Origin of the sequence: Colwellia sp. C2M11 (assembly GCF_018860915.1) — a bacterium.
In the GTDB taxonomy this organism is placed as follows: Bacteria; Pseudomonadota; Gammaproteobacteria; order Enterobacterales; family Alteromonadaceae; genus Colwellia.
Window position 1 is genome coordinate 114,927 of record NZ_JAHKQD010000036.1, and the last position, 23,175, is coordinate 138,101.

General features: G+C 37.6%; 21 protein-coding genes. 8 read left to right on the plus strand and 13 right to left on the minus strand.

The window, feature by feature from the left end; genetic code table 11:
* The first annotated feature begins 95 nt into the window (after positions 1 to 95).
* Together KO509_RS09470 and KO509_RS09475 are read left to right on the plus strand one after the other, a co-directional pair.
* Positions 96 to 1,286, plus strand: coding sequence for a PepSY-associated TM helix domain-containing protein (locus KO509_RS09470; protein ID WP_215973034.1), 1,191 nt, complete (start codon positions 96 to 98; stop codon positions 1,284 to 1,286).
* Positions 1,286 to 1,759 (plus strand): hypothetical protein, encoded by a 474-nt coding sequence (locus KO509_RS09475; protein ID WP_215973035.1) that lies wholly within the window; start codon positions 1,286 to 1,288, stop codon positions 1,757 to 1,759. The genes KO509_RS09470 and KO509_RS09475 overlap by 1 nt, the downstream gene beginning before the upstream one ends.
* Positions 1,760 to 2,008: 249 nt before the next feature.
* On the opposite strand, the gene KO509_RS09480 is transcribed toward KO509_RS09475, so the two are convergent.
* The 7 genes from KO509_RS09480 to KO509_RS09510 all read right to left on the minus strand — a co-directional run bounded on the left by KO509_RS09480 (position 2,009) and on the right by KO509_RS09510 (position 9,959).
* The gene (locus KO509_RS09480) at positions 2,009 to 3,643 is read right to left on the minus strand and encodes a M28 family metallopeptidase (RefSeq protein WP_215973036.1); all 1,635 of its coding nucleotides are present in this window, start codon (positions 3,641 to 3,643) and stop codon (positions 2,009 to 2,011) included.
* 127 nt (positions 3,644 to 3,770) lie between these two features.
* Positions 3,771 to 5,030, minus strand: coding sequence for a response regulator (locus tag KO509_RS09485; protein ID WP_215973037.1), 1,260 nt, complete (start codon positions 5,028 to 5,030; stop codon positions 3,771 to 3,773).
* A gap of 43 nt (positions 5,031 to 5,073) precedes the next feature.
* Positions 5,074 to 7,248 carry a DNA helicase II gene (uvrD, locus tag KO509_RS09490; protein ID WP_215973038.1) on the minus strand — a complete coding sequence of 725 codons (2,175 nt, stop codon included), beginning with the start codon at positions 7,246 to 7,248 and terminating at the stop codon, positions 5,074 to 5,076.
* Positions 7,249 to 7,348: 100 nt separating this feature from the next.
* Positions 7,349 to 8,086, minus strand: a complete 738-nt coding sequence (locus KO509_RS09495) for an HAD-IA family hydrolase (protein WP_215973039.1) — start codon at positions 8,084 to 8,086, stop codon at positions 7,349 to 7,351.
* Positions 8,087 to 8,134: 48 nt separating this feature from the next.
* Positions 8,135 to 8,821 carry a DUF484 family protein gene (locus KO509_RS09500; RefSeq protein WP_215973040.1) on the minus strand — a complete coding sequence of 229 codons (687 nt, stop codon included), beginning with the start codon at positions 8,819 to 8,821 and terminating at the stop codon, positions 8,135 to 8,137.
* A gap of 131 nt (positions 8,822 to 8,952) precedes the next feature.
* Positions 8,953 to 9,783, minus strand: a complete 831-nt coding sequence (gene dapF, locus KO509_RS09505) for a diaminopimelate epimerase (protein ID WP_215973041.1) — start codon at positions 9,781 to 9,783, stop codon at positions 8,953 to 8,955.
* Entirely contained in the window at positions 9,783 to 9,959 is a 177-nt protein-coding gene (locus KO509_RS09510; RefSeq protein ID WP_215973042.1) for a lipoprotein, read from the minus strand. Before KO509_RS09510 ends, dapF begins: the two co-directional genes overlap by 1 nt.
* 124 nt (positions 9,960 to 10,083) lie before the next feature.
* Here KO509_RS09510 and cyaY point away from each other — a divergent pair, with 124 nt between their 5' ends.
* The 5 genes from cyaY (at position 10,084) to KO509_RS09535 (ending at position 14,790) form a co-directional block, all read left to right on the plus strand.
* Positions 10,084 to 10,410, plus strand: coding sequence for an iron donor protein CyaY (gene cyaY, locus KO509_RS09515; protein ID WP_215973043.1), 327 nt, complete (start codon positions 10,084 to 10,086; stop codon positions 10,408 to 10,410).
* A gap of 24 nt (positions 10,411 to 10,434) precedes the next feature.
* Positions 10,435 to 11,376, plus strand: a complete 942-nt coding sequence (gene hemC / locus KO509_RS09520; RefSeq protein WP_215973044.1) for a hydroxymethylbilane synthase — start codon at positions 10,435 to 10,437, stop codon at positions 11,374 to 11,376.
* A 46-nt stretch (positions 11,377 to 11,422) separates the two neighbouring features.
* Complete coding sequence (locus tag KO509_RS09525) at positions 11,423 to 12,220, plus strand: uroporphyrinogen-III synthase (RefSeq protein WP_215973045.1); 798 nt, start codon at positions 11,423 to 11,425, stop codon at positions 12,218 to 12,220.
* 69 nt (positions 12,221 to 12,289) lie between these two features.
* Positions 12,290 to 13,567, plus strand: coding sequence for a uroporphyrinogen-III C-methyltransferase (locus tag KO509_RS09530; protein WP_215973046.1), 1,278 nt, complete (start codon positions 12,290 to 12,292; stop codon positions 13,565 to 13,567).
* Entirely contained in the window at positions 13,564 to 14,790 is a 1,227-nt protein-coding gene (locus KO509_RS09535) for a heme biosynthesis HemY N-terminal domain-containing protein (RefSeq protein WP_215973047.1), read from the plus strand. Before KO509_RS09530 ends, KO509_RS09535 begins: the two co-directional genes overlap by 4 nt.
* Here the strand turns inward: KO509_RS09535 and KO509_RS09540 are convergent.
* The 6 genes from KO509_RS09540 to KO509_RS18280 all read right to left on the minus strand — a co-directional run bounded on the left by KO509_RS09540 (position 14,787) and on the right by KO509_RS18280 (position 21,551).
* Positions 14,787 to 16,319 carry a flavodoxin domain-containing protein gene (locus KO509_RS09540; RefSeq protein WP_215973048.1) on the minus strand — a complete coding sequence of 511 codons (1,533 nt, stop codon included), beginning with the start codon at positions 16,317 to 16,319 and terminating at the stop codon, positions 14,787 to 14,789. The two genes, KO509_RS09535 and KO509_RS09540, sit on opposite strands and share 4 nt — an antisense overlap.
* Positions 16,320 to 16,381: 62 nt before the next feature.
* Complete coding sequence (locus tag KO509_RS09545; RefSeq protein ID WP_215973049.1) at positions 16,382 to 17,215, minus strand: DUF4198 domain-containing protein; 834 nt, start codon at positions 17,213 to 17,215, stop codon at positions 16,382 to 16,384.
* Positions 17,216 to 17,269: 54 nt separating this feature from the next.
* Positions 17,270 to 17,809, minus strand: coding sequence for a DUF2271 domain-containing protein (locus KO509_RS09550; RefSeq protein WP_159816836.1), 540 nt, complete (start codon positions 17,807 to 17,809; stop codon positions 17,270 to 17,272).
* Positions 17,810 to 17,833: 24 nt separating this feature from the next.
* The gene (locus tag KO509_RS09555; RefSeq protein ID WP_215973050.1) at positions 17,834 to 18,433 is read right to left on the minus strand and encodes a PepSY-associated TM helix domain-containing protein; all 600 of its coding nucleotides are present in this window, start codon (positions 18,431 to 18,433) and stop codon (positions 17,834 to 17,836) included.
* A gap of 64 nt (positions 18,434 to 18,497) precedes the next feature.
* Positions 18,498 to 20,876 (minus strand): TonB-dependent receptor, encoded by a 2,379-nt coding sequence (locus tag KO509_RS09560; RefSeq protein WP_215973051.1) that lies wholly within the window; start codon positions 20,874 to 20,876, stop codon positions 18,498 to 18,500.
* A gap of 453 nt (positions 20,877 to 21,329) precedes the next feature.
* Positions 21,330 to 21,551: a hypothetical protein gene (locus tag KO509_RS18280; protein ID WP_215973052.1), complete on the minus strand. Its 222-nt coding sequence runs from the start codon at positions 21,549 to 21,551 to the stop codon at positions 21,330 to 21,332.
* A 25-nt stretch (positions 21,552 to 21,576) separates the two neighbouring features.
* Here KO509_RS18280 and KO509_RS09570 point away from each other — a divergent pair, with 25 nt between their 5' ends.
* Positions 21,577 to 23,121: a TonB-dependent receptor gene (locus KO509_RS09570; protein WP_215973053.1), complete on the plus strand. Its 1,545-nt coding sequence runs from the start codon at positions 21,577 to 21,579 to the stop codon at positions 23,119 to 23,121.
* Positions 23,122 to 23,175: the final 54 nt, after the last annotated feature.

A 23,175-nucleotide genomic window follows, 5' to 3' on the forward strand; every position in this document is an offset into this window, starting at 1 on the left:
TGCAAATAAAAATCATTATCAGTCAATTTAAATTGATAATGATAGTTTTAAGCTTTATTATGCGCGTTTATTGTCCTTTATAAGCTTAATATTTTATGGCTAAAATAAGTAATCGTTTTTGGTTTCAGCTTCACGGCTGGTTTTCATTACCCGTTTGGATCATCTTCTGCTTTGTATGCCTTACTGGTACTATTTCTGTGCTTAGTCATGAAATAACATGGCTTACAAATAATAATGCCCGTGCGACTAACCCTGAAAATCTTGTCGAGAAACCTACTGCTGAGCTTATTTCAATAGTACAAAAAGCCTACCCCAGCGCGAAAATTACAACGGTGATGACTTTTGAACCCTATTTAGTAAATGCTGTAATTTTTACCGATAAAGATAAACCTTATGCTATTGCCTATGTAAATCAATATACTGGCGACATTCAATCAATCAATGAAGGCTTAATCTTTACAGACTTTATGCGTTCATTACATGGCTGGTTACTCTTTCCATGGCATGGCAGCTATAGTGTTGGATATTATTTGGTCTGTGCTATGGCGATAGTTATGTTAGGTGCATTAGTAACAGGGCTAATTATTTATAAAAACTTTTGGCGTGCATTCACTCAGCCTAAACTTCGATTTACTCAAGGAAAAAAAACACTACTCGCTGATTTACATCGTTTAGCTGGAGTTTGGTCAATATGGTTTTTAATGCTAATGAGCCTCACCGGCTTATGGTATTTGGTACAAGCTATTTTATGGCATGCCGATTATGATATTGAACCACATGCTCCTATTGCACAGGTGTCACAGTTACCGTTAAATACAGTAGAGTCTGCTGCTAAGCTTGCCATTAACGATATTCCTCGTCCAAATTACACTTTAGATAATGCGGTAGAAATAGCCAAGCAACAATTTCCTGATTTTCATACTACTTATGTAATGTTACCCGAGCATAATCGAGATACTTTTAAAGTTTATGGTAGCGGAGACTTTATTTTCTATGATCAATATTCTTATGGGCTTGTGATCAATCCATGGACAGGTGCCATCGAAAGTGAAAGAGCACCCGATAAAATGACGTTATTACAAACCTTATCTCATATTGCTGATCCTCTTCATTACGGTACTATTGGTGGAATATGGACAAAAATAATCTGGTTTATTTTTGGCATGATATTAACAGGCATGTCAATTACAGGATTTTTAATGTGGGGAAGCCGTACCATTAAAGCCAGTAAAACGGAGCAAGTAACCATACACCATAAGAAAATAACAGCTCAGGAAATACAATAATGGCAAGAGTTAACAATACTATTTGGAATCGCTATAAATATAAATTGAATGGCTTAGTCTTAATTTTGCCTTTTATTTTTCTTTATCAATCATTAACACCTGGATTTCCACCAACTTGGCAACCTAAAGACGTAGGCAGCTTTTCGGTTACTCCAATGCCTTACAACCTTGATGCTCCCTATTTGCATCATGACACCTATACTAAAGATTTCTTTCTGATATTTACTAAAGGAGATATCAATAATATTCGCCAAGCTTATTTTACCTTAGGAAAGGAGCCTCTTTCGTTAGCAAAGCTTGAAATGGGTGACGAAGGAATATTACACGGTAGTATACATGGACAAGAAGTACATGCTATTAGCCCTAAAAAATTAACCGCTGAGGATAAAGCTTGGTTAACCATTGAAGATTGGCAAGGTGAGGTCATTATCGCTAGCTGGGACTTACCTAAGTCATTACTACAGTATAAATAGCTTACTTATTCAACTAAACTACAGAATTTCAGTGGTAATTAGGCTGGTGAAGCAAAGTATTCGAGGATAATAGATTAGTTCGCTATCAGTTAATAACGTATGCTGAATAGTTATCCCCTCACCAAAAAATGATATTAGCAGTGATTCAACAATATCACTGCTATAGCGATATATTATGTTATTAAAATTAAATGAACCACCTAGGTTCATTTAATTTATCAGTACACTTGCTCTGTTGAGCTGTTGAGCTTAACGTTTAAACTCTGATGTTTTGCTCCACTGAGGCCAAACATTTTCTTTCGATAATTCATAACCAACTTCAAAGAATGCTTGCATGTCTTCTACCGCGCCAGACAGATCCCAAGCGTCGCTATATTCATCACATAAATTATGATAGCACTTACTTAAGCTCTCGCTCAGTTCAGCACGCAAGGCTTTAGTTGCTTCATCTACTGGTGTTTTACCTGTTTTTGCATAAAGAGCAGGAATACCTATATTAGCAAAAGCAAAGTGGTCTGAACGATAGTAAATCCCCGCGGCTGGGCGTGGATCGCCTGCAATGGTGCGCCCTTGTTTCTTGGCTGCAACCGTAAGGAAGTTGTCTAATTCTGATTGCCCTAAACCATAAACAGACACATCACTACTTCGTCCATCAACACCCAAAGCGTCCATATTAATATTAGCTACTGTTTTAGCTGCTGGAATAACTGGATTTGCCGCATAGTATTTAGAACCTAATAAGCCTTGTTCTTCTGCTGTTACAGCCATAATAGTAATTGAACGTTCGGGTGCAACAGGAAGTTTAGCAAAAGCTTCAGCTACTTCAATAAGCGCCCCTGTTCCTGAGGCATTATCAACGGCACCATTATAAACTTGGTCACCGACTAAACTTTCATCTTTACCTAAATGATCCCAGTGTGCTGTATAAATAATGTGTTCATCTGGGGTACTACTCCCCGGTAAAGTCGCGATAAAGTTATATGAAACCGACTGTTTCACTGTATTCTTTACGCTAACTGATGCCGATAGATCGCCCATATCAACATGGTAACTACCCTTTGCAGCTTCTATTTTAGCTTGCTCAAAATTTAAACCGGCACGTTCAAATAACTCGGTAGCAACTTCACTGTTAATCCAACCTTCAACGGCTACACGTCCTTTATTTAGGTCTTCACGCACAAAACCAAATTGTGGCCCACTCCATGAATGCTCCACTACTGACCAACCATATGATGCCGGTGCAGTTTCATGAATAATAATTGCTCCTTCAGCACCTTGACGGCTAGCTTCCTCGTATTTATAAGTCCAACGACCATAATAAGTCATGGCATTGCCATTAAATAAATCAGGGTCTTGAGTCGCAAACCCAGGGTCATTCACTAAAATAACAACTGTTTTACCTTTTACATCTAAACCTTTGTAATCATTCCAGTTATATTCAGGAGCATTAACACCATAACCAACAAAAACTAATTCTGAATTTTTAAGCTGCTCAAAGTCACTAATACGGCTAGTACCCATTACCATTTCTTCACCATACTGATAATCTTTACCATTGATTGATAAAGTCATATCTGGTGAAGCTTCAATAGATACCATAGGCACTTCTTGTAAGAAGCTATCGCCATTACCCGGTTGAAAGCCAATGGCCGTCAATTGCTTTGTTAAATAATCAAGCGTTAACGCTTCACCTTTAGTAGAAGGAGCTCTGCCCTCAAACTCATCAGAAGAAAGCACTTTAATGTGCTCAATTAATTGCTCTTTATTAATACTATTATAACTAGCAGTGACATCCGCCGCCGTATTAGTTGTTGCAATATTATTAGTAACACAACCACTTATTACAGCAGAAACAAGTAAAGTTAAACCGATTGTTTTTTTCATTAAATTGATTCTTTTATTTAAAATGACATAATTGATTATAAACAAATATTTTCATTATTAGGTATATTTACTAACAAATAATATGTTGTTTAAATAGTTAATTGTAAAGACACTCAGACAACAACAATTAATCGTAATCTTCACTACCTGAAACAACAATTTGATTTCGCCCGCGATCCTTAGCCAAATAAAGTGCATTATCTGCATCACTCATTTGTTTTGAAAAACTATCTTGGCTATCAAAAACGACACCAAAACTAACACTAATCGATATTTCAGCATCGCCTGCAGGTATACTAGATACTGCTACTTCACGACGAAAGTCATCTAACTTATTGTACAGTTGATCAGAGTCTAAACCATGCAATAAAATACCAAACGTACCTCCACCTAAACGGGTAGTTAAACCTCCACCAAAATATTTACGCATATATAAAGCTAATACTTTTAACACTTGATCACCCGTGTCATGGCCGTAAGTGTCGTTAACTTTTTTGAAGTGATCGATGTCAAATACCGCTAAGCAATAAGGAACGTTTCGCTTAGCGTATTCAACGATACGCTGCTCTGAATTTTTAATGAATGTTCTGCGGTTTGATAATTCAGTTAAATAGTCTGTATTTGCTGTATGTTGAATTTTTGCAATATTGTTCAAACTCTCAATATTTTGAGTTATCCGACAATAAAACTCTTCTGGACAAAAAGGCTTTCGTAAAAAGTCATCGGCACCATTTTTAATAAATCGTGCTGAATGACTCCCGTTTTCTGCTCCTGAAATACCAACAATTGCTAGTTGCTCTCTCGTATACTTTTTGCGTATTTCATTGGTTAAGGTAATACCATTCATAACTGGCATTTCTAAATCGGTCACCACCAATTTAATATGTTTATGCTCGGCTAACTTTTCTAAGGCTTCTACGCCATTATTTGCAGTGTACACGGTAAAATTACGACGTTTTAATAACTCTACAATGTGAGTGCGGGCAGAGGAGGAATCATCCACCACTAGAATTTCATTATCACTATTAGTCTGTTGCCAATGCAGTATGCGCTTTAAGTATAAAAATGCTTGGCTATTTTCTTTAGTAATATAATCAATAACAGGTTGAGCTAAGATTTTTTGTCTTGTAGCATCATCCATTTTACCAGTCATGACAACGCTAGGAATCTTGTGAGATAGCACATAGGCGATAGCTTCACCGTCTAGCGCATCAGGTAAAGAAAAGTCAATTGTCGCTGCAAAAAAATCGGTATCACCCGATAGAATCTCTTCAACTTGGGCTAACGTCGTAGCCATAACAACTTCATAGTTTAACGATTGCGCTATTTGTTTAATAACGGTTGCAATAGGTTTACTGTCTTCTACTACCAATAATCTTTGTGACATTCTAACGCCCTTCCTAGTTATTTTTAGCTCTTGATACACCCTACTAAACTGCTTGTAAATTAGCATACTCAACGACTAGCCACTTACTCCCAACATCAGTAAAGTTAACCTGAATTCGAGATTGCGCTCCACTTCCTTCATAATTTAGCACAACACCTTCACCAAACTTCGCATGTTTAACTTGTTGCCCTAATTTAAACCCAGTATTCGCAAATGTTTCTAAGGTAAAAGTATTAGAAAATTTACCAACGGCTTTGGGTTTAACCACTTGGTTTTGTAAACGAATTTCGTCAATACAATCTTCAGGTAGTTCACGTAAAAAACGACTGGCTTTATGAAATTTTTCTTGTCCGTAAATCCGACGACTTTCTGCATGACATAAGTATAGCTTACTCATGGCCCTTGTCATGCCGACATAGCATAAACGTCGCTCTTCTTCTAAGCGCCCAATTTCTTCCACTGATTGCTGTGATGGAAACATGCCTTCTTCAAGACCGGCGATAAATACCAACGGAAATTCTAATCCTTTCGCAGAATGCATTGTCATTAATTGTACAGCGGCTTCAAATTCATCAGCCTGAGATTCGCCAGACTCTAACGCTGCATGCGTTAAGAATGCGGTTAATGGCGTTAGCTCTTCAGTTAATTCTGGATCACTATTAAATGTTTGGCAAGCCGTAACTAATTCATTTAAGTTTTCAATACGTTGTTCTGCACGTTCGCCTTTTTCAGCTTGGTACATTGCTTTCAACCCTGAATGCTGAACAACAAAATTAGCCTGCTGATCTAAGTCTAAATCGGTCGAATCATCTTCAAGTTGATTGATTAACTGAATAAAATGAGTGATAGTTTTAGCACTACGACCTTTCAGCTGCTCAGCTTGCAGCATTTGTTGACACGCTTGCCACAAGGTCACTGCTTGGCTTCTTGCCGCATCACGAATTAACGCCACTGTTTGATTACCAATCCCTCGAGTAGGGGTGTTAATAATACGTTCAAAGGCCGCATCATCATCTCTATTATTAATTAATCGCAGATAAGCTAAAGCATCTTTGATTTCTTGACGTTCGAAAAAGCGTTGTCCGCCATAAATACGATACGGCAACTGTCTTTGTAATAACGCTTCTTCCATCAAACGTGATTGCGCATTAGAACGGTATAAAATGGCAACCTCGTCAAGCTTACCGCCATCATCACGCCATTTTTTGATACAGCCAACAATAAAGCGTGCTTCATCTATTTCATTAAAAGCGGTATAAACAGAGATCTTTTCTCCAGCTTTATCATCAGTCCATAACTCTTTGCCTAGGCGATTATTATTGTTACTAATTAACTGATTCGCCGCATTAAGAATATTCGCCGTAGAACGATAGTTTTGCTCCAAACGAATGGTTTGAACATCATCAAACTCATTCGTAAAGCGCTCAATATTTTCAATACGTGCACCGCGCCAGCCATAGATAGATTGATCATCATCACCAACAATCATTACTTTAGATGTCGCACGACCTAACATAGTTAACCATGCATATTGAATAGCATTGGTATCTTGAAATTCATCAACTAATACATGGCTAAAACGTTGTTGATAGTGAGATAATAGTTCTGGATTATTAAGCCAAAGTTCATGGGCGCGTAGTAATAATTCAGCAAAATCAACAAGGCCCGCACGATCACAAGTTTCTTGATAAGCTTTATATACTTTAACAAAAAGCTCTTCACTAGGGTCAAATTGTGCATCAATATGTTGTGGTCTTAACCCTTCGTCTTTTTTTCCATTGATATACCAAACAAATTGTTTAGCTGGCCATTTTTTTTCATCCAATTCTAAAGAGCGAATAATACGTTTAATCAATCGCAGTTGGTCGTCACTATCTAATACTTGAAAGCTTTGTGGTAACTTTGCTTCTTGAAAATGCATACGCAATAATCGATGGGCTAAACCATGAAAAGTGCCTATCCACATACCGTGGGTATTACCACCAGTGACCTCTTCTACCCTAGCACGCATTTCTGCTGCAGCTTTATTGGTGAAAGTTACTGCTAAAATAGAATGTGGGGCTGCTTGCTCAACTTGCATCAACCAAGCTATACGCTGTACTAATACCCGTGTTTTACCCGAACCAGCTCCCGCTAACACCAACATATTTTGTTTTGGCGCTGCAACTACTTCACGCTGTTTATCGTTTAAAGAGTCGAGTAATTCTGAAACATCCATCGAGGAAACCTTTCACTTTTGAAGAGTAATAATAAAAATAACAACAGTATAGCACTGGACTTATATACAGTCAGTTAAATATTTACGTGACTAGCAACGTCTATATTTGATTAAGTTGAGTAATTTTACTCAATTCAATATGGGGTAATACGGTAATAGGCTTACCAACATCATAACAAGATAACCAAGCTGCTTGACAACCAGCCTGAAGTGCTCCTTGAATATCAGCACGACCACAATCACCTACATGCAGCAACTGAGATGATTTAATAGCGAGTTTATGACAAGCTAGCTCAAACATATCACTCATCGGTTTTTGTCTTAATAAAGTGCCGTCAGCTTGCCAGCCCGCATGATAAATATGTTGAAAATAGTCAGCTATACCTAATACCTTGGTATCGACATTACCATTACTAATAGCAACAAGAGGGTATTGTTCACTTAAACTCGCCAAGAGTGCCTTACTTGCTGCCGGTACAATAAAATCGCTACGCAACGCCACAAAGTAATCTAACGCCGTTTGTGCCTCTTGCTCAGCAGCGTTTTCAGTTAAACCAAGTGCCATAAAACCAAGGCGATAAGTCACCAACCTAATTCGAACTACGTCATGGACTAAATCAGGCTGCGCTAACACCGCTCGCTGACGAAATGTGTTCCAAAACCGGTGATCTAACGCTGAATACTGACTTAATGCTGTTTTACTCAGAGCCACTAAATTAGCAAAATAGGCAATCATTTTCTTTTCAATCGCCACCATCACTGGCTTATTACTGTAGAGAGTATCGTCTAAATCAAAACTGATCGCTTTTATGTTAGTTAAACGTCGATAAAACTTCATGCTTTTCCATAGGCAGTAAATCTAATATAAGATCTGCGCGTAAATCTCTTAAATTGCTAAATGCTGTGTTAATAACTTAGCGACTAATCGCTTGAATTGACTTAATAATAAAGTATCCATACGTGGATCAAAATGATGGGCATCATTACTACTGATAGCTAAGAATCCTAACTCTTTTTCTTCATAAGCCAGCTTGACTAACACAACTGAACCCGCACAGTTTTGCGAGAAAATTAACGCTTGCTCACTTTGCTGTAAACGACCAAAATAATAATCGCTATTACTTAAACGATTTTGCATTACACCTGTACAATCATTTTTAGACAAGGTTTCATGTTTAATTGTTGTCGCATCAAGTAAATATAATTTAAAGGCTGATAAAGATAACAATTCCGTTGTTGTTTGTGCTAAACAGTCTAGCAATTCACTCGCAGATTGGCAGTCAATCAAGCGCAGATACAAGTCACTATAAAGCATAAATAAACCTTCATTATGATTTGCTACTGATAGTAACTGAGTAATTTCGTCTTCTAAATTATGTACTTTCTGTCTTAACTGCTGCTGTTGCCTTTCCACTAATGAAACAGTACCTCTATGTGAATCATTTAGTCTTAACCCGGTCATCAAATCATTATTACGATTGAAAAAATCAGGATTATCTTGCAGGTAAGCACTAACTAACTCATCAGTAAGCGGCAGGTCATCGACATTGGTCATTGTTGGTTCATTTTTCATATTAATATCTTATTCATATTATTCATTATTCAGCTTACTCACGTTTTATTCTCTTCATTGAAAGTACACAGCGTATAAATGAACCTGCGATCCTTCAATAACGAAAGTGAAAAAACGTAAAAGATAGATGATTATATCGACAGTTGCCCGTCAAACACGTGTACTGCTGGTCCAGACATTTTTACGGGATGTCCTGGCCCCTTCCAGTAAATTCTTAATTTGCCACCCGGTAATTCAACAGTCACTTGTTTACTTAATTTATTTTGCATTTGCCCGATCACAACAGCTGCACAAGCGCCGCTACCACAAGCCAGTGTTTCTGCTGCGCCTCGCTCATAGACACGCAATTTGATTTGATTAGCCGCAACTACTTCCATAAAGCCAACATTAGCTTGCTCAGGAAAACGTTCATGTAATGACAACTCTTTACCTAAACGCTCTACCGGAGCTGAAAGCACATCATCTACCGTAACAACACAATGAGGATTGCCTAACGAAACCGCCCCGCAAAGTACTGTTTCAGATGCACTACGTAGAATGTAGGTGCCCTCAGCTTTTTGTGCCGTAAATGGAATTTTGGCAGGTTCAAATTGTGGTACAGGCATAGTCACAGAGATATTGCCATCACGCTCTACAAACAATGTGAGTTTACCCGACGCCGTTGAAACTCGAATTTTATTTTTATTACATAAGCCTTTCATACGGACAAATCGCGCAAAACAACGGGCGCCATTTCCACATTGGTTCACCTCACTACCATCCGCATTAAAAATTCGATAATGAAAGTCTAAATCGGGATCATAAGGTGGTTCAACTATCAATAATTGGTCAAAACCTACACCAAAATTTCTGTCCGCTAATTTTGCTATTTGCTCATTAGACAAATAAGCATTTTGCGTAACATTGTCTAACACCAAAAAGTCGTTGCCTAGACCATGCATTTTAGAAAAATTCACTAACATTATGGCTGTTTCTCAAGTTTTTCAGTTACCGGCGTAGATGATTCTTCTACAACTGATTTTACTTCTACATCGGCTGCTTCAACTTGATATAAAGCACCTTTTGAACCACACGCAGCAAGGGTTATGCTTAGTAAAAAACCGAGAAAGAAAAAAGAAAAATGTTTAATTAGATGCATGAGTACCAGTATTTGCCATGAAAGTCGTTTAAATCAAGCTTTTCGACTTAACTTAATGGGTATTTATTTTATCGTATTGCTATTATACTCATATGCTGATTCACCAAACAACAAAAGAAAGCTAATGAACGATAGCCAATATAATTTAATCGCAGAAGATTTGTTACTTGCTGTTGAAGAAGCCATTGAAGAAAGTGGCGTTGATATAGACTATGAAGGTGTTGGTGGTTTGTTAACACTGACCTTTAAAAATAGTACCAAAATCATTATTAATAAACAGGCTCCTTTGCATGAGATCTGGATCGCCACAAAATTTAATGGCCATCATTTCACCTATTCTGACAGCGAAGAAATATGGGTAGATAAACGTGGTGGTGATGAGTTTTGGCAATTTTTGTCAAACGCGGTCAGTATACAAGCCGAAACTGAAGTAACCCTTTCCTCAGAATAATTTAGCCCTTGGGAACAAGAAAAAATGACAACAGTAAGAATAGCAACACGAAATAGCGCCCTAGCTTTATGGCAAGCCGAATATGTAAAAGCACAATTAGAACATTTTCATCAAGACATTAATGTTGAACTTGTCCCTATGACAACTAAGGGCGATATTCTGCTAGATACTCCATTGGCAAAAGTTGGCGGCAAAGGGCTTTTCGTTAAAGAATTAGAAGTTGCTATACTAGAAAACAGAGCAGACATTGCTGTACATTCAATGAAAGACGTTCCAGTCGACTTCCCAGAAGGCTTAGGGTTAGAAGTAATTTGCCCACGAGAAGATCCACGAGATGCTTTTGTTTCTAATACCTTTTCTACGCTAAGTGAATTACCACAAGGTGCAGTTGTTGGCACATCAAGTTTACGCCGTCAATGTCAACTAAAAGCCAAACGTCCTGATTTAGAAATTCACGATTTACGCGGTAATGTTAATACACGCCTTAAAAAACTTGATGAAGGACAGTACGACGCAATTATTTTAGCGGCTGCTGGATTAATTCGTTTAAAAATGAGTGACCGCATTGCTCAATATATAGAACCTGAAGAAATGTTACCCGCCAATGGTCAAGGTGCTGTAGGTATTGAATGTCGCATTAATGACGACACCATTAAAACGTTATTAGCACCGCTTGAATGTTCTACTACTCGTACACGAGTATTAACCGAACGTGCAATGAATAAAGCATTAGAGGGTGGTTGTCAGGTACCCATTGCTAGTTACAGCGTAATTTCTGAAGACGGTAAAGAAGTCTACTTACGTGGTTTAGTTGGCGCTATAGATGGCAGTGAAATAATTGAAAGTGAGATTACAGGGCCTGTAGCGCAAGGCGAAACACTAGGAAATACCTTAGCGCAAGAGTTATTAAGCCGTGGTGCAGATAGAATCCTAAAAGAAGTTTATGCAACAAATAGCAATAACTAACCTGTACTTAAACCTGTAACTCATAAAACACTGCTCAATAAAAGCCATGTTTAATAACGCTATACCCAATAAAAATAATACGCTGAACGTTTTAATAACGCGGCCAACACAGAAAGCGCAAGCACTTGCTAAGTCGCTTGCTAATATTAATATTGCCTGCGTAAACCAACCCTTGTTTGATTATCAGCCCTTAGCTGATCATCAAACAAGTAAACGCTTATTAACAAATAATAATATTATTATTTTTGTTAGTGTTTCTGCTGTTGAATTTGCGACAAAAATGATTTCAGTAAATCAATGGAAATATAAAAAAATTATCGCGGTTGGTCGAGCAACAAAAGAAGCTTTACAGCAGCTTGGCATCAACAATATTCTGTGCCCAGAACAAGAAAACAGCGAAGGTTTATTGACGCTGCCAGTGTTAAGTAAGAAATTTCATCACGAACCTATAACCATAGTACGAGGCGCCAGCGGTAGAGAGCATTTGGCAGAGCAATTAACTAAACAAGGTGCAATAGTCACCTATTTAGAAAGCTATCAATGTGTATGGCGAACATTTACCGAAGACATAAGTAAACAGTGGTTTAAACAGCAAATAAATTGTATTGTCGTTACCAGTAACGCTATATTAGAAAAACTTATTCAGTTAACTATTGTTCAACAAGAGCATCTTGAAGCACAACAGTTAGCAGCATATTGGCGTAGTCAATGTGTGTGGGTTGTCGCTAGCCAACGTATTGCTAACACAGCAAGGCAATTTGGTTTAACTCACGTTATAATAAGCAATGGTGCGAATAAAGACGCAATCATCAACACGTTAAAGCAAGTCGAAAATGCTAAATAACGCTGTAATTATTAAGTAATGGATTAGATTAGGCCTATATTAGGCTTATTTTAGCAAGTGGGATAAATAATGACTGAATCAAAAACGCCGTTAACTTCAGATAAAGTAAACGAAACCACCACTAAAGTCAGTTTAGACAAAGATACTACGAAGCAAAACAAAGTAAACAAAAGTGATACAAAGAAATCACCACCAAATAACAATGCATCTAAAGTATCTAAATTAGCAATATTTGCTCTGCTTATCGCCATTACAGCGCCAGCAGCGCATTATTATTGGCAACAATTACAAACAGAAGAATTAACTCAAACACTTACCAATGAAGTCGTTCAAGAAAATAGTGCCGCGTTAACACGTTATCAGAATAAAACGCAGCAAGCATTAACCAGTCAAGAGCGAAGCTTCACCAAGCAATTACAGCAGGTTGCGGCAAACATTAATAGCGCCAATCAAGCCACAATCGCAGAGCTCAGTACAAAAATACAACAACTTGAAGCAGGCATTAAAGAACGTCAACCTAGTGATTGGTTATTACATGAAGCCGAGTATTTAATTCGTATTTCTTCACGTACCTTATGGTTAGAACATGATACTCGAGCCGCTATTGGTTTATTAAAAGATGCTGACGCTCGTTTAACTGAGTTAAATGATCCTGCTTTTTTACCGGTGCGTGAAGTCATTCGTCAAGACATTAATTCATTAGAGTTAATGCCTACCTTAGACACCGATGAAGTAATATTAACCTTAATGGCAATGAACAAAGAAGTATCTCAGCTGCCATTAGCTATCGTAGATTTAGGTAAAGAAGAAAAAGCAACAGATATTGACCTGTCGGATAATATCAATGACTGGCAAACTAATTTAGCCAAAACGTGGCAAAAATTTTTAAATGACTTTATCAGAGTTCGTCAAAGAACAGGCACTGTAGAAGCATTAATATCACCTAACCAACAAGAAAACCTACAGCAAAATTTAAGTTTAAAAATTCAATTCGCATTATGGGCAGCCAGTGAACGTAAAGGTGATGTTTATCAACGAGCATTAGTTGATATTCAACAATGGCTTAATGAGTTTTTCGATATGGAAAATACTATTAACCAACATTTTTTAGCTTCGTTGAAAAATTTAAAAAACAAACAAGTGTCTTATGATTATCCAAGTGAATTAGGCTCATTAACAGCGATTAGAGCCACACTAAGAAGTCAGCAAAATAAACCATCAATGCCTGCAAAAGCACAACAAGACGATACGGAAACTGAGCCTCAAGCAGAAATAGAAACCGCGCCGGCAAAAGCACCAACACCTGCTAAGCAACAGCAAGAACCACAAAGCGAGGGCAGCATATGATCCGTTTTATCATCATCATTGTACTTTTCTTTGCAATGTTGGCCTTAAGCCCTCTTTTAATTGATGAAAAAGGTTACATTCTAATTGCTATGGGTGAAACCATCATTGAGTTAACCGTACTTTCAGCTTCTATCTTGTTTATGCTGTTCGCTATTAGCGCTTTTGTTATTTTCAAAATGCTACGCGGTGGATTTAACATCAGTTTTAAAGCATGGCGTACCGTTGCTTTCGCTGGCCGTAAACGTGGTATTGCTAACTTCAATAAAGGTTTAACCGCCTACATGCTGGAAGATTATCAAAATGCGGAACAGCTGTTTGCCAAAAGTGCAGAGCCTGCCAAACGCCAACAAAGTGCTTATTTACTTGCCGCGGCCGCCTCGGCAAAACAACAATTAGATGCTAATACTAATCATTATTTAGCTCTGCTCGAAACGGTATCGGCTAAAAATAGTGATTCAGATCTTGCCAGTGTTATTGTAAAAATCAAACTACTCATGAACCAAGATCGTAGCGAAGCTTATGCGAAAGCACGCGCTTTAATTGATGAAAACCATAAACAAATTGGCCACGATGTACGACTACTCGCCTTAGAAATTGATTTATGCTTAATTGAGAAACGTTTTGAAGCCGCCGTAAATTGGTTAACATCAGCCCGTAAGCAGAAAAGTATCGCCAATGATGTACTTCAAGCTTGGGAAGAACAAGCATATTACGGTGCCTTTAACGATATTATTACCAAGCAAAACCAGACAAGTTTACAAACATATTGGCAAGCGCTTGATCGGAAAACCAAACAACGTGAAGCGGTGTTATTTTCCTATTGTCAGGTTTTAGCTGAGCAAAACATTACTGACCCGTTAATTAATATAGTAACACCAATACTCAATAAAAAGCCCAGTATCCGCTTTTTAAAATATTTACGTACTCTACCTATAAAGCAAAGCGAATCACTTCTTGCTATCGCGCAGAAGCATCTACATAGTGATAAGCATAATGCACAGTGGTTAAGTTGTTTAGGCCATCTCGCAGTAATGTGTGAACAATGGTCAATGGCAGAAAAAGCATTTAGGAGCTTACTAAAACTTGAAGCTAATCATCAAGTAAAACAATACGACAAACAAGACTTGCAAGCATTTGCTAAAGCATTGATGGAAGAAGGACAACATAAAGCAGCAAATGAAGTGTGGGTTAAGGTTAACGATTGGCAGAATGATAATAATTAATAAACGTCTCTGATATAGCGCTGTTGCAATTGCAGTGTTTCAAGCATTGATTGACCGAGAATTTCAATCAATGCTTGGTGAACCCCTTCTCCCATTCCTGATAAACATCCGCAAACATAAATCACAGCACCCTCTTCAACCCATTCTTTTAAAGTATGCTGCTCATGTAATAATATATCTTGTACATACTTAGGGTATTTTCTATGGGTTAACCCCCTCTGATGAGCATCCTCTGAGCTCACCTGAGAGTAAGCACAATCAAGTTTAGTTAATTGTGATTCTTGTAAGGTGAATAATTGCTGATTAATCGGTAATACAGGATTACTGTTTCGCTCCCCAAAAATCAACCAACTGTCACCTGTTTTCTTATGTTTAGAAAAAGTACGCGCTGCTAATTGTGCTTTTAATCCAGCTAAACCACTACCAGCACCAATTAGTATAATTGGCTGGCTTTGGTCAATATTATGATGTGAACTAACATCTCTAATTTGGCCTTCAATAATATGACCAATTTCACAATCATGACTTAAAAATCCAGAGGCTAAGCCAAATGTATTTGCTGGCTCATCTTTTTCTACAAGACGCACAATAAGCTGCAATTCACCTTCTTGTGAGACAGAAGCTATGGAATAACTCCGCTTGTGTAAATAAGGTAATTTAATAAGTAATTGATCAAGTGTATATGAACAATTTTTTGGTAATTCCCTGGTAAGCAGCCAAGATCTCAGAGGTTGCTGATGCCCTTGATGTGTTAACCAGGTATTACCATTAAACTTATTTTTAAGTAGCCAACGCTCTACAATATCTGCTGATTGATGTGGTTGTATATCAATCAGATCACCTGCTTGCCACGTAGGAAACGGGCCAATACTTTTAAAGCTTAATTGAAATAACTTTTCATCATTACAATCTGGGTTAAGTAATATACGTTGGGTTAATTGCCAATATTGCAGTGACTTTATTGCTGGATTTAAGGTTAACTCATGATCTATTTTTATCCAGCTAGGTGTGATATCAGCAAGTTTTGTGGTTTGTTCGTTATAATTATCAACCGTGATAACATCACCCAATGATTGGGCGCCTGCACTTAACATGGTTTGATTTATTTGATAACCAAAAGCACAGAATTCAGGGTATGCCCTATCACCTAAAGCGATAACAGAATACTCTAAATGGTTTAATGGATTATTTGCTAAAGCCTTGGCTAGTTTAGTAAATAAACTGCCGTTATCAGGTGCTTCACCATCCCCATAAGTACTGACCACAAACAGTATTTTTTCAATATTACATAAATGTTCAAGTGTTAATGCATTTAGGGCAATAACACTTGAATTTTCAGATAAATTTAACGCCGTTGCACATCGCTTTGCAATTGCTTGCGCATTACCTGTTTGACTTGCATAAGTAATTAATATTGATGCGTCGGGCTCTAGCTTGCGATAAAGCCGTGCACGATGTAAACGCCACATGGCAAAACACAATGCTAGCCATGTAACACTTAAAACAACAATTAAATACAAACTCTGCATAGATAAACTTCGATCGCGCTTTGGTTATAATTTAAAAAAACGTTAAATCAACAAATACTTAATTACAAAGGTAACACAGCAAATGTTGCACCGTAGCTACCCGTACGCATAGTCGCAGGAGCTTTTGCTTTATCGTCTTCATATTCAGCTTCAATTAAATACATTCCTGCTTCTGGCCATGTAATGCTGACATAACCTTTAGCATCAGTAACAACATCTATTTGATTCTGGTCATTACGGTAACGGGTATCACCCTTAACAATAGCGAGTTTAACGCCAGCTGCTGGTTCACCATGAAATAAGAACTTAAACTTAGCCGCTTCGCCCACAAATAAGTCATTTGGGTGAGTAACAGGTATTAGCTCTAGGCCTGAATTAGTCGGTTCGAATACTTTATCCGTTGGCTCACCTGAAGTAACAAATGTTTCCAAACGACGGTAGCTATCAGATACTTTTAATGAATCAGCACTTTTAGGTACTTCCGTGGCAAAATCAGCTGCATTAGCCTCTTTACCACGAGCTGGCCATCTTTTACGTTTACCTTCTTTATCTTTCCATGAAGCACGTAATCCGCCCGAAGCATAACCAATTTTATAAGTACCTTCGGTTACTAAGTTCAAATCAAACGTTGAGCGGTATTTTCCTGTATGTGCATTAACAGCCTCAATTAATTTACCTGTAGGATCTTGAACCATTAACCCTTTCATACGTAGCGGTACATGCTCAGGTACAAATAAAGAATTTGAAACTGCCGCGTCAAATGTTACCCAAGGTGCGTCACCTGATAAATTAGTTGTGCTTGGTACGATCCACGCTCGGTGAGCATTGGCGCTAAAACTTAACCCTACTATCATACCAATCGACAATAGCGCTTTTAATGGTGTATATATTTTCATTGTTTGCTTCCTTTAATAATTACGGTGTATTACTGTGGATTATATAAACTGACGTTAATTTACTTGAATAAGAACATCGCCTAACTCTGAATTACCAGAGGCTTTCAATGGATAATCACTGGCCTTTATTGGCCAAGTTAGTGGAATATTTACCACTTCTTTACCGCCAACTTCCCTAGAGGCTTCAATACGTAATTGATAATCACCAGCCGCTAACGCTTTTAGCTCTTTCGCATTCAAATCAACCGAAATAGTGTGTTTACCCGCACCTTTAGTTGCAGAGGTTAAACCATCAAATGGTTGTTCTGCTTTTCTGCCAATACGTCTCCACCACTGACGAATATCTTTTAACCACTTTGCGCCTTCATTATCTTTCATGTCTAGGTCATACCATAAGGCGATCTGAGTCGCTTTACGGTTGCTATCTTCTAACCATATAGCAACATAAGGTCTGTGGTATTCAGCAACATTCATACGTGGTATTTCAACTTCTATTAGCAATTGATTACTTGCTGCATTTGAAACACCACTAAAAACAGTACTTAAAGCAAGCGTTAACAAAAGCGCTATGCTAAATAAAATATTACGATTCATTGATTTTCCTTTTAAATACGATGATTAGTGTAAACTCATTAAAATAATAATGAGTGGTAAAAGTACGCCTAACGACACCATGGGCCAAGTAGACAAACGAAATCCTGATTGTTTATAAAGCAACCACAAGCCACTTAAACAAAAAACAATAGAAATAACAGCGAATATATCGATAAACCAACGCCAAGCTTCATTGGTATAACGTCCTTTATGTAAATCATTAAAGAAAGAAATCCAGCCTCGATCAGTACGTTCATAAATTAATTCACCACTTTCAATATCAACTGAAAGCCACGCATCTACACCAGGATTTGGCATAGCTAAATAGAACTCTCCATCACTAAGCTCACCTTGTAAGCCGCCTTTAATCGTTAAATTATGCTCACCAGCTAAATATTCACGAACATCATTTGGTAATATATTTTGGTGTTTATCAAGAGAGCGCCAAGCTTGTAATATAGACTCTGGTAGCTCAGTCTCTATGGTGGTAATATCTGAATTCGCAGGAATATCCCCTGCGTGATTCAACGTGATTCCCGTCCATGAAAAAAACAGCATACCAATACTACAAATAGCTGCACTTATCCAATGCCACTGACGTGCGTTACCTAATGCTATTTTCATATGCTGTACTTCACTATTTTAACTAACCTTAAAATCATATTAGCTTGGCATTATACGTATGTATTTAGAAAGATGCGTTAACGCTAACCCAAAAACTACGTGCTTTATCCTTAATGTTATAATCATCTGTAAAGATAACTTCATCATCGTCATACGAATATAAGCCGTCGTTATCTAAATCAACATAACTTGTCGTATACGACGTAAAATCTTCATCAAGTAGATTATTTACACGTAAATTAACGGTTAAGTTATCCGATATTTTATAACGAGCGCCAAGATTTATTGCGCTATAGTTTTTATAATAAAGTGGTTTATCTAAAATACTATTCCAATCTCTGTAACGATCTGAACGTATTTCAATTTGAAGGTACGTGTTCAGTTTTTCAGTAATTGACCAGTCGGTACTAATATTAGCCATATGTTCAGCAGTATTCGTTAAAGGCTGACCAGCATTTGAACCACTTTTTTGTTCACTATCTGTCCATGTGTAGTTGGCACTAACATTCCAGTCATCAGTAATTGAAACTCGACCCGCAACTTCAACACCTTGGATATCCACTTTGTCGATATTAATTTTTTGACTGTAAGTAGTGTAACCTAATGAATCATAGGCACCTAAATTCACACAAGGACGTACATTATTAGTCGTTACACAACTTTGAATGGTATCACCTCGAGCAATTTTATCTTCAAATTTAGTATTGAAATAAGTAATATTGAAATTATGGCCTTTATCGCTATCACTCCAATATAACGCTATTTCACTATTTACACTCGTTTCAGGTGTTAACTCTGGATTTCCGGCAAATGGCGATGTTCCTTGACCACCGAAGCCAGTTATACCGTCATAAAGATCGGTTGTTTGTGGTGTTTTAAAACCAGTACTCACACCACCTTTAATTGTCCAATTATCTGATAATGTATAAACAGAATATAAACGTGGTGACACATTACTACCAAATACATCATGATTATCGTAACGAATACCTGCTGTGATGGTTAACGGCTCAATAATAGTCCAGTTATCTTCAATAAATAATGCATACATATCTTGTTCTTGTACACCATTAACTTGGTCATCTTCCAGACCAAATACACCATCAAGTAGCTCGCCTTGTGTAACTTGAGTACCAATAACAAAAGTGTGGTAGCCTGCCAGGTTTTCTACAGGAATATCTAAACGTGCATCTAAGGTATATTGACTACTTTCTAAAGGGCGTTGATTTCTTGGTAAAAATGTTTCTGCGGCTAATGCTTTTCGATCCTCTTCGGCCATACCAGCGTAATCACCAGTGGCATAAAACATTTCGCCTAACAATTCACGTTCAGATACACTTAACGGCATAGTACGGCCATTATTCTGAGTATCTACATACGCTAAAGAAACAAATGCACGACCAAAGTCAAAATCACCATTATATGTTAATGACCACCACTGGCGATCAAATTCTTGTTCAGCTGCATAGCCCGCACGTGGGTTTACTTGGCCATTTCTCTCTGCCCAAATTGATTCGATATTATCTTTAGTACCTAATGGGTAGCTAATTTCGCCACTGTCAATATCGTAAGTTGGGGTGTTGTCATATTCTTGGTGAGAGTTGTCATAATCAAAACGCACTCGATGATTTTCACCTGGTGTCAACGAGAGTGAAAATCCATATTGTTGATTCGTATTATCAACGGTTTTACCACCACTACCAAAACCTAATGAACGGTAATGTACGTCACCATTTGAATCAGTTGCCGGTTCAAATTCTGGTGAAGAAGCTAAACGTTCATAAATACTACCGCGTAAGCTTAAGTCCAATAGGTCTTTAATTAATGGACCCATCACTGAAAAATCAGTTGTAATATCATCACCAAATTGATCGTCACTTTGCATGCTACGCCCAAAACTTAGCGAGCCTGACCATTTTCCTTGTGATTTTTTAGTAATGATATTAATTGCGCCACCTAAAGCATCGGCACCGTAAAGGGTTGATGCTGGACCACGAATCACTTCAACACGTTCAATAGAATCTAATGGAGGAATATGTCCAAACGCATTACCGCCAAAGTTATTAGGATAAATATCACCATGGTTATTTTGACGTTTGCCATCAACCAATATTAAGGTGTACTCACTAGTTAAACCACGCATACTAATTGAGCCTTGACCACTTTTGTCACGGCTTGTACCAATATCAACACCTTCTTGGTACTTAACTGCATCAAGTAATGTTGTAAATGGACGAGATTGAATATCTTCTGCAGTAATAATTGAAATACTTGCTGGTGCCGCGGTAAGTTTCTGCTCAAAACCTGTTGCAGTAACAACCATGCGTTCCACTGGCTCCGCTGCTTTAGTATTTTTCGTATTATCTTCTTGTCCGTAAGCATTTGCACCACAAACCATAGCGATACATGCTGCCAAGGTTTGATACTTGAATTTATTATTCATTTGAGACCCTTGTTTTATAAGTTGTGTTTTATGTTGGTATTTTTTTATATGTTTTTATTGCGGGGCACTGTACAAAACAACAAGAGCAATGTCAATGATAACTATTACCATTTACATTCACTGAATAACCTATATTACATCTATAACTTTAATTGGAGTTAATGCCTAATTAGATTTTAAAAGTAATAAAAACACCTTAATCAACTTGGAATCATTGTGAGGTTATTTTTCTTATTTTGAGTGAGTTTTATCAAAGAATGAATAACATTTATAACACAGCTACAGAAAGCAAAGACTAAAATGACACGGTTATTTAATAATCGCATGAAATTAAAGAGTTAGAACATTTGATGAAGTATTTTGGGTAGTTTTAGGAAGGAATAAATTGAATCAAATTGTTGATACGCAGTACATCTTAGTACTGCGCTTACAGCTAACAGGTAGTTGCGTTATTTAAATAAAAGCAAATGCATCAGCATGCATATGCGCTAATAATGCACCGCGTTTAACAAAATCATCACGAATAACACCGACCATTTCAAAGCGCCCAGCAAGATAAATATCATAAGACTCTAGATTAATAATATCGTCCATAACTACTTGATGTACTAGGCCTTTTTTACCTTCCCAGCTGTCATTTTCACCAACATTTTCTATCGATATTAGCGCTGACACTGATCAACATGGCTCAACACGATTCATGTTAGATGCAGGTGGCAAACTTACTGAAGAATTAGGTTATCGTGCGGTACTGGTAAAGCAAGATGTTAAATTTGAACGTGAATACCAAAATGGTGAAGAACGTGAACGTGACCGTTTTCTTGGGTCATTAGTACTTGATTACGCTGTCACTGATAACTTATCAGTAAATGTATATTACGACCAAACTGATGACAAAGCTGGTTTAGATACTGGCGCTTGGTTAGACAGTAATGGCGATTTAATTGGTGCTGAAAAAACTATTTATGATTTTTCATGGGCATTTACGGATATTACTGTAAACAATATTGGGGGAAAGGTTACTTACTTCTTCACTCCTCAATGGTCGATAAAAGCTGGCTATAATGAGCAAACCTTTGAACGTCAACGTTTTGAGTCAACACCAATAAAACCGGATGATTATGTTGTAGGCGATAGTTATGAATCAAGACCTTATGATAGATTTGATGATTGGCAGTTTAAAACCGCTTTTGTTGATCTAACGGGTGAGTTTTCTATTGGCTCTACTGATCATCAAATATTAGTTGGTATGAATAAGCTTGATTATTATTATGATCAACTTCGTGTAGCGGTAGATTCTCCTTACGTTGGTTATGCTGATTATATTATAGGCCAAGCAGAGCCTATGATACCCGACGTAAGCTATAAGACAGATGATACCTTATCTGTTACCGAATATGATTATTACGGTTTTTACTTCCAAGATTTAGTAACACTTAATGAACATTGGCAAGTGACTTTTGGTGGTCGTTTTGATCAACAGAGAAGTGAAGGCGCTGACAGTGACTCATTTGTTCCTAAGTTTGGTGTTTTATATCATCCAATTGCCGATGCAACTGTATATGTGAATTATTCTGAAGGTTTTGAGCCAGCGTCTAGTGAGACTCTTGATAATGAAGACGATTTAAACCACGGCATGAAACTTGATGCTGTGACATCAGAGCAAATCGAATTAGGAGGTAAGTGGCAAATATCTGAGCGCCTACTTGTTGAAAGCGCTATCTTTGATATTAAAAAACGTGGAGCTTCAATTACTGAAACAATTACTGGTAACCCTGATTATAACTCGATAACCACTCAAGCTGGCTTGCAACGTCACAAAGGTATTGAGTTATCAGCACAAGGTGCGGTTACAGACACATTATTCGTAATGGCCTCAACCATGTACCTTGATGCTGAATATGAAAAAGACGATAACTACGAAGGTAAAGCTCCTGTTGACGCGCCTAAGTGGTCTGCAAGTTTATGGTCTCGTTATGAGTTGACTGAGTCATTAGCACTAAATGGTGGTATTTTCTTCCAAGGTAAGCGCTTTGCTGACAGCGATAATGAAGTAGAAAAAGATGCTTATACGCGTCTTGATGTAGGTGCAACTTACAGTACTAAGGTATCAGATGTTGGTTTAGACTTCCGTTTTAACATTGAAAACTTACTGGATACTGACTACCTTGCTGGTGGTGGCGTAAGCTCTGTTACCGTGGGCGATGGCAGAACCGCACGCTTTGAAGTTAAAGCCTCTTTTTAAACCTTTTTAACTTTGTTTAAATAACCTGAAAGCTTGATCTATAAGTAACACAAT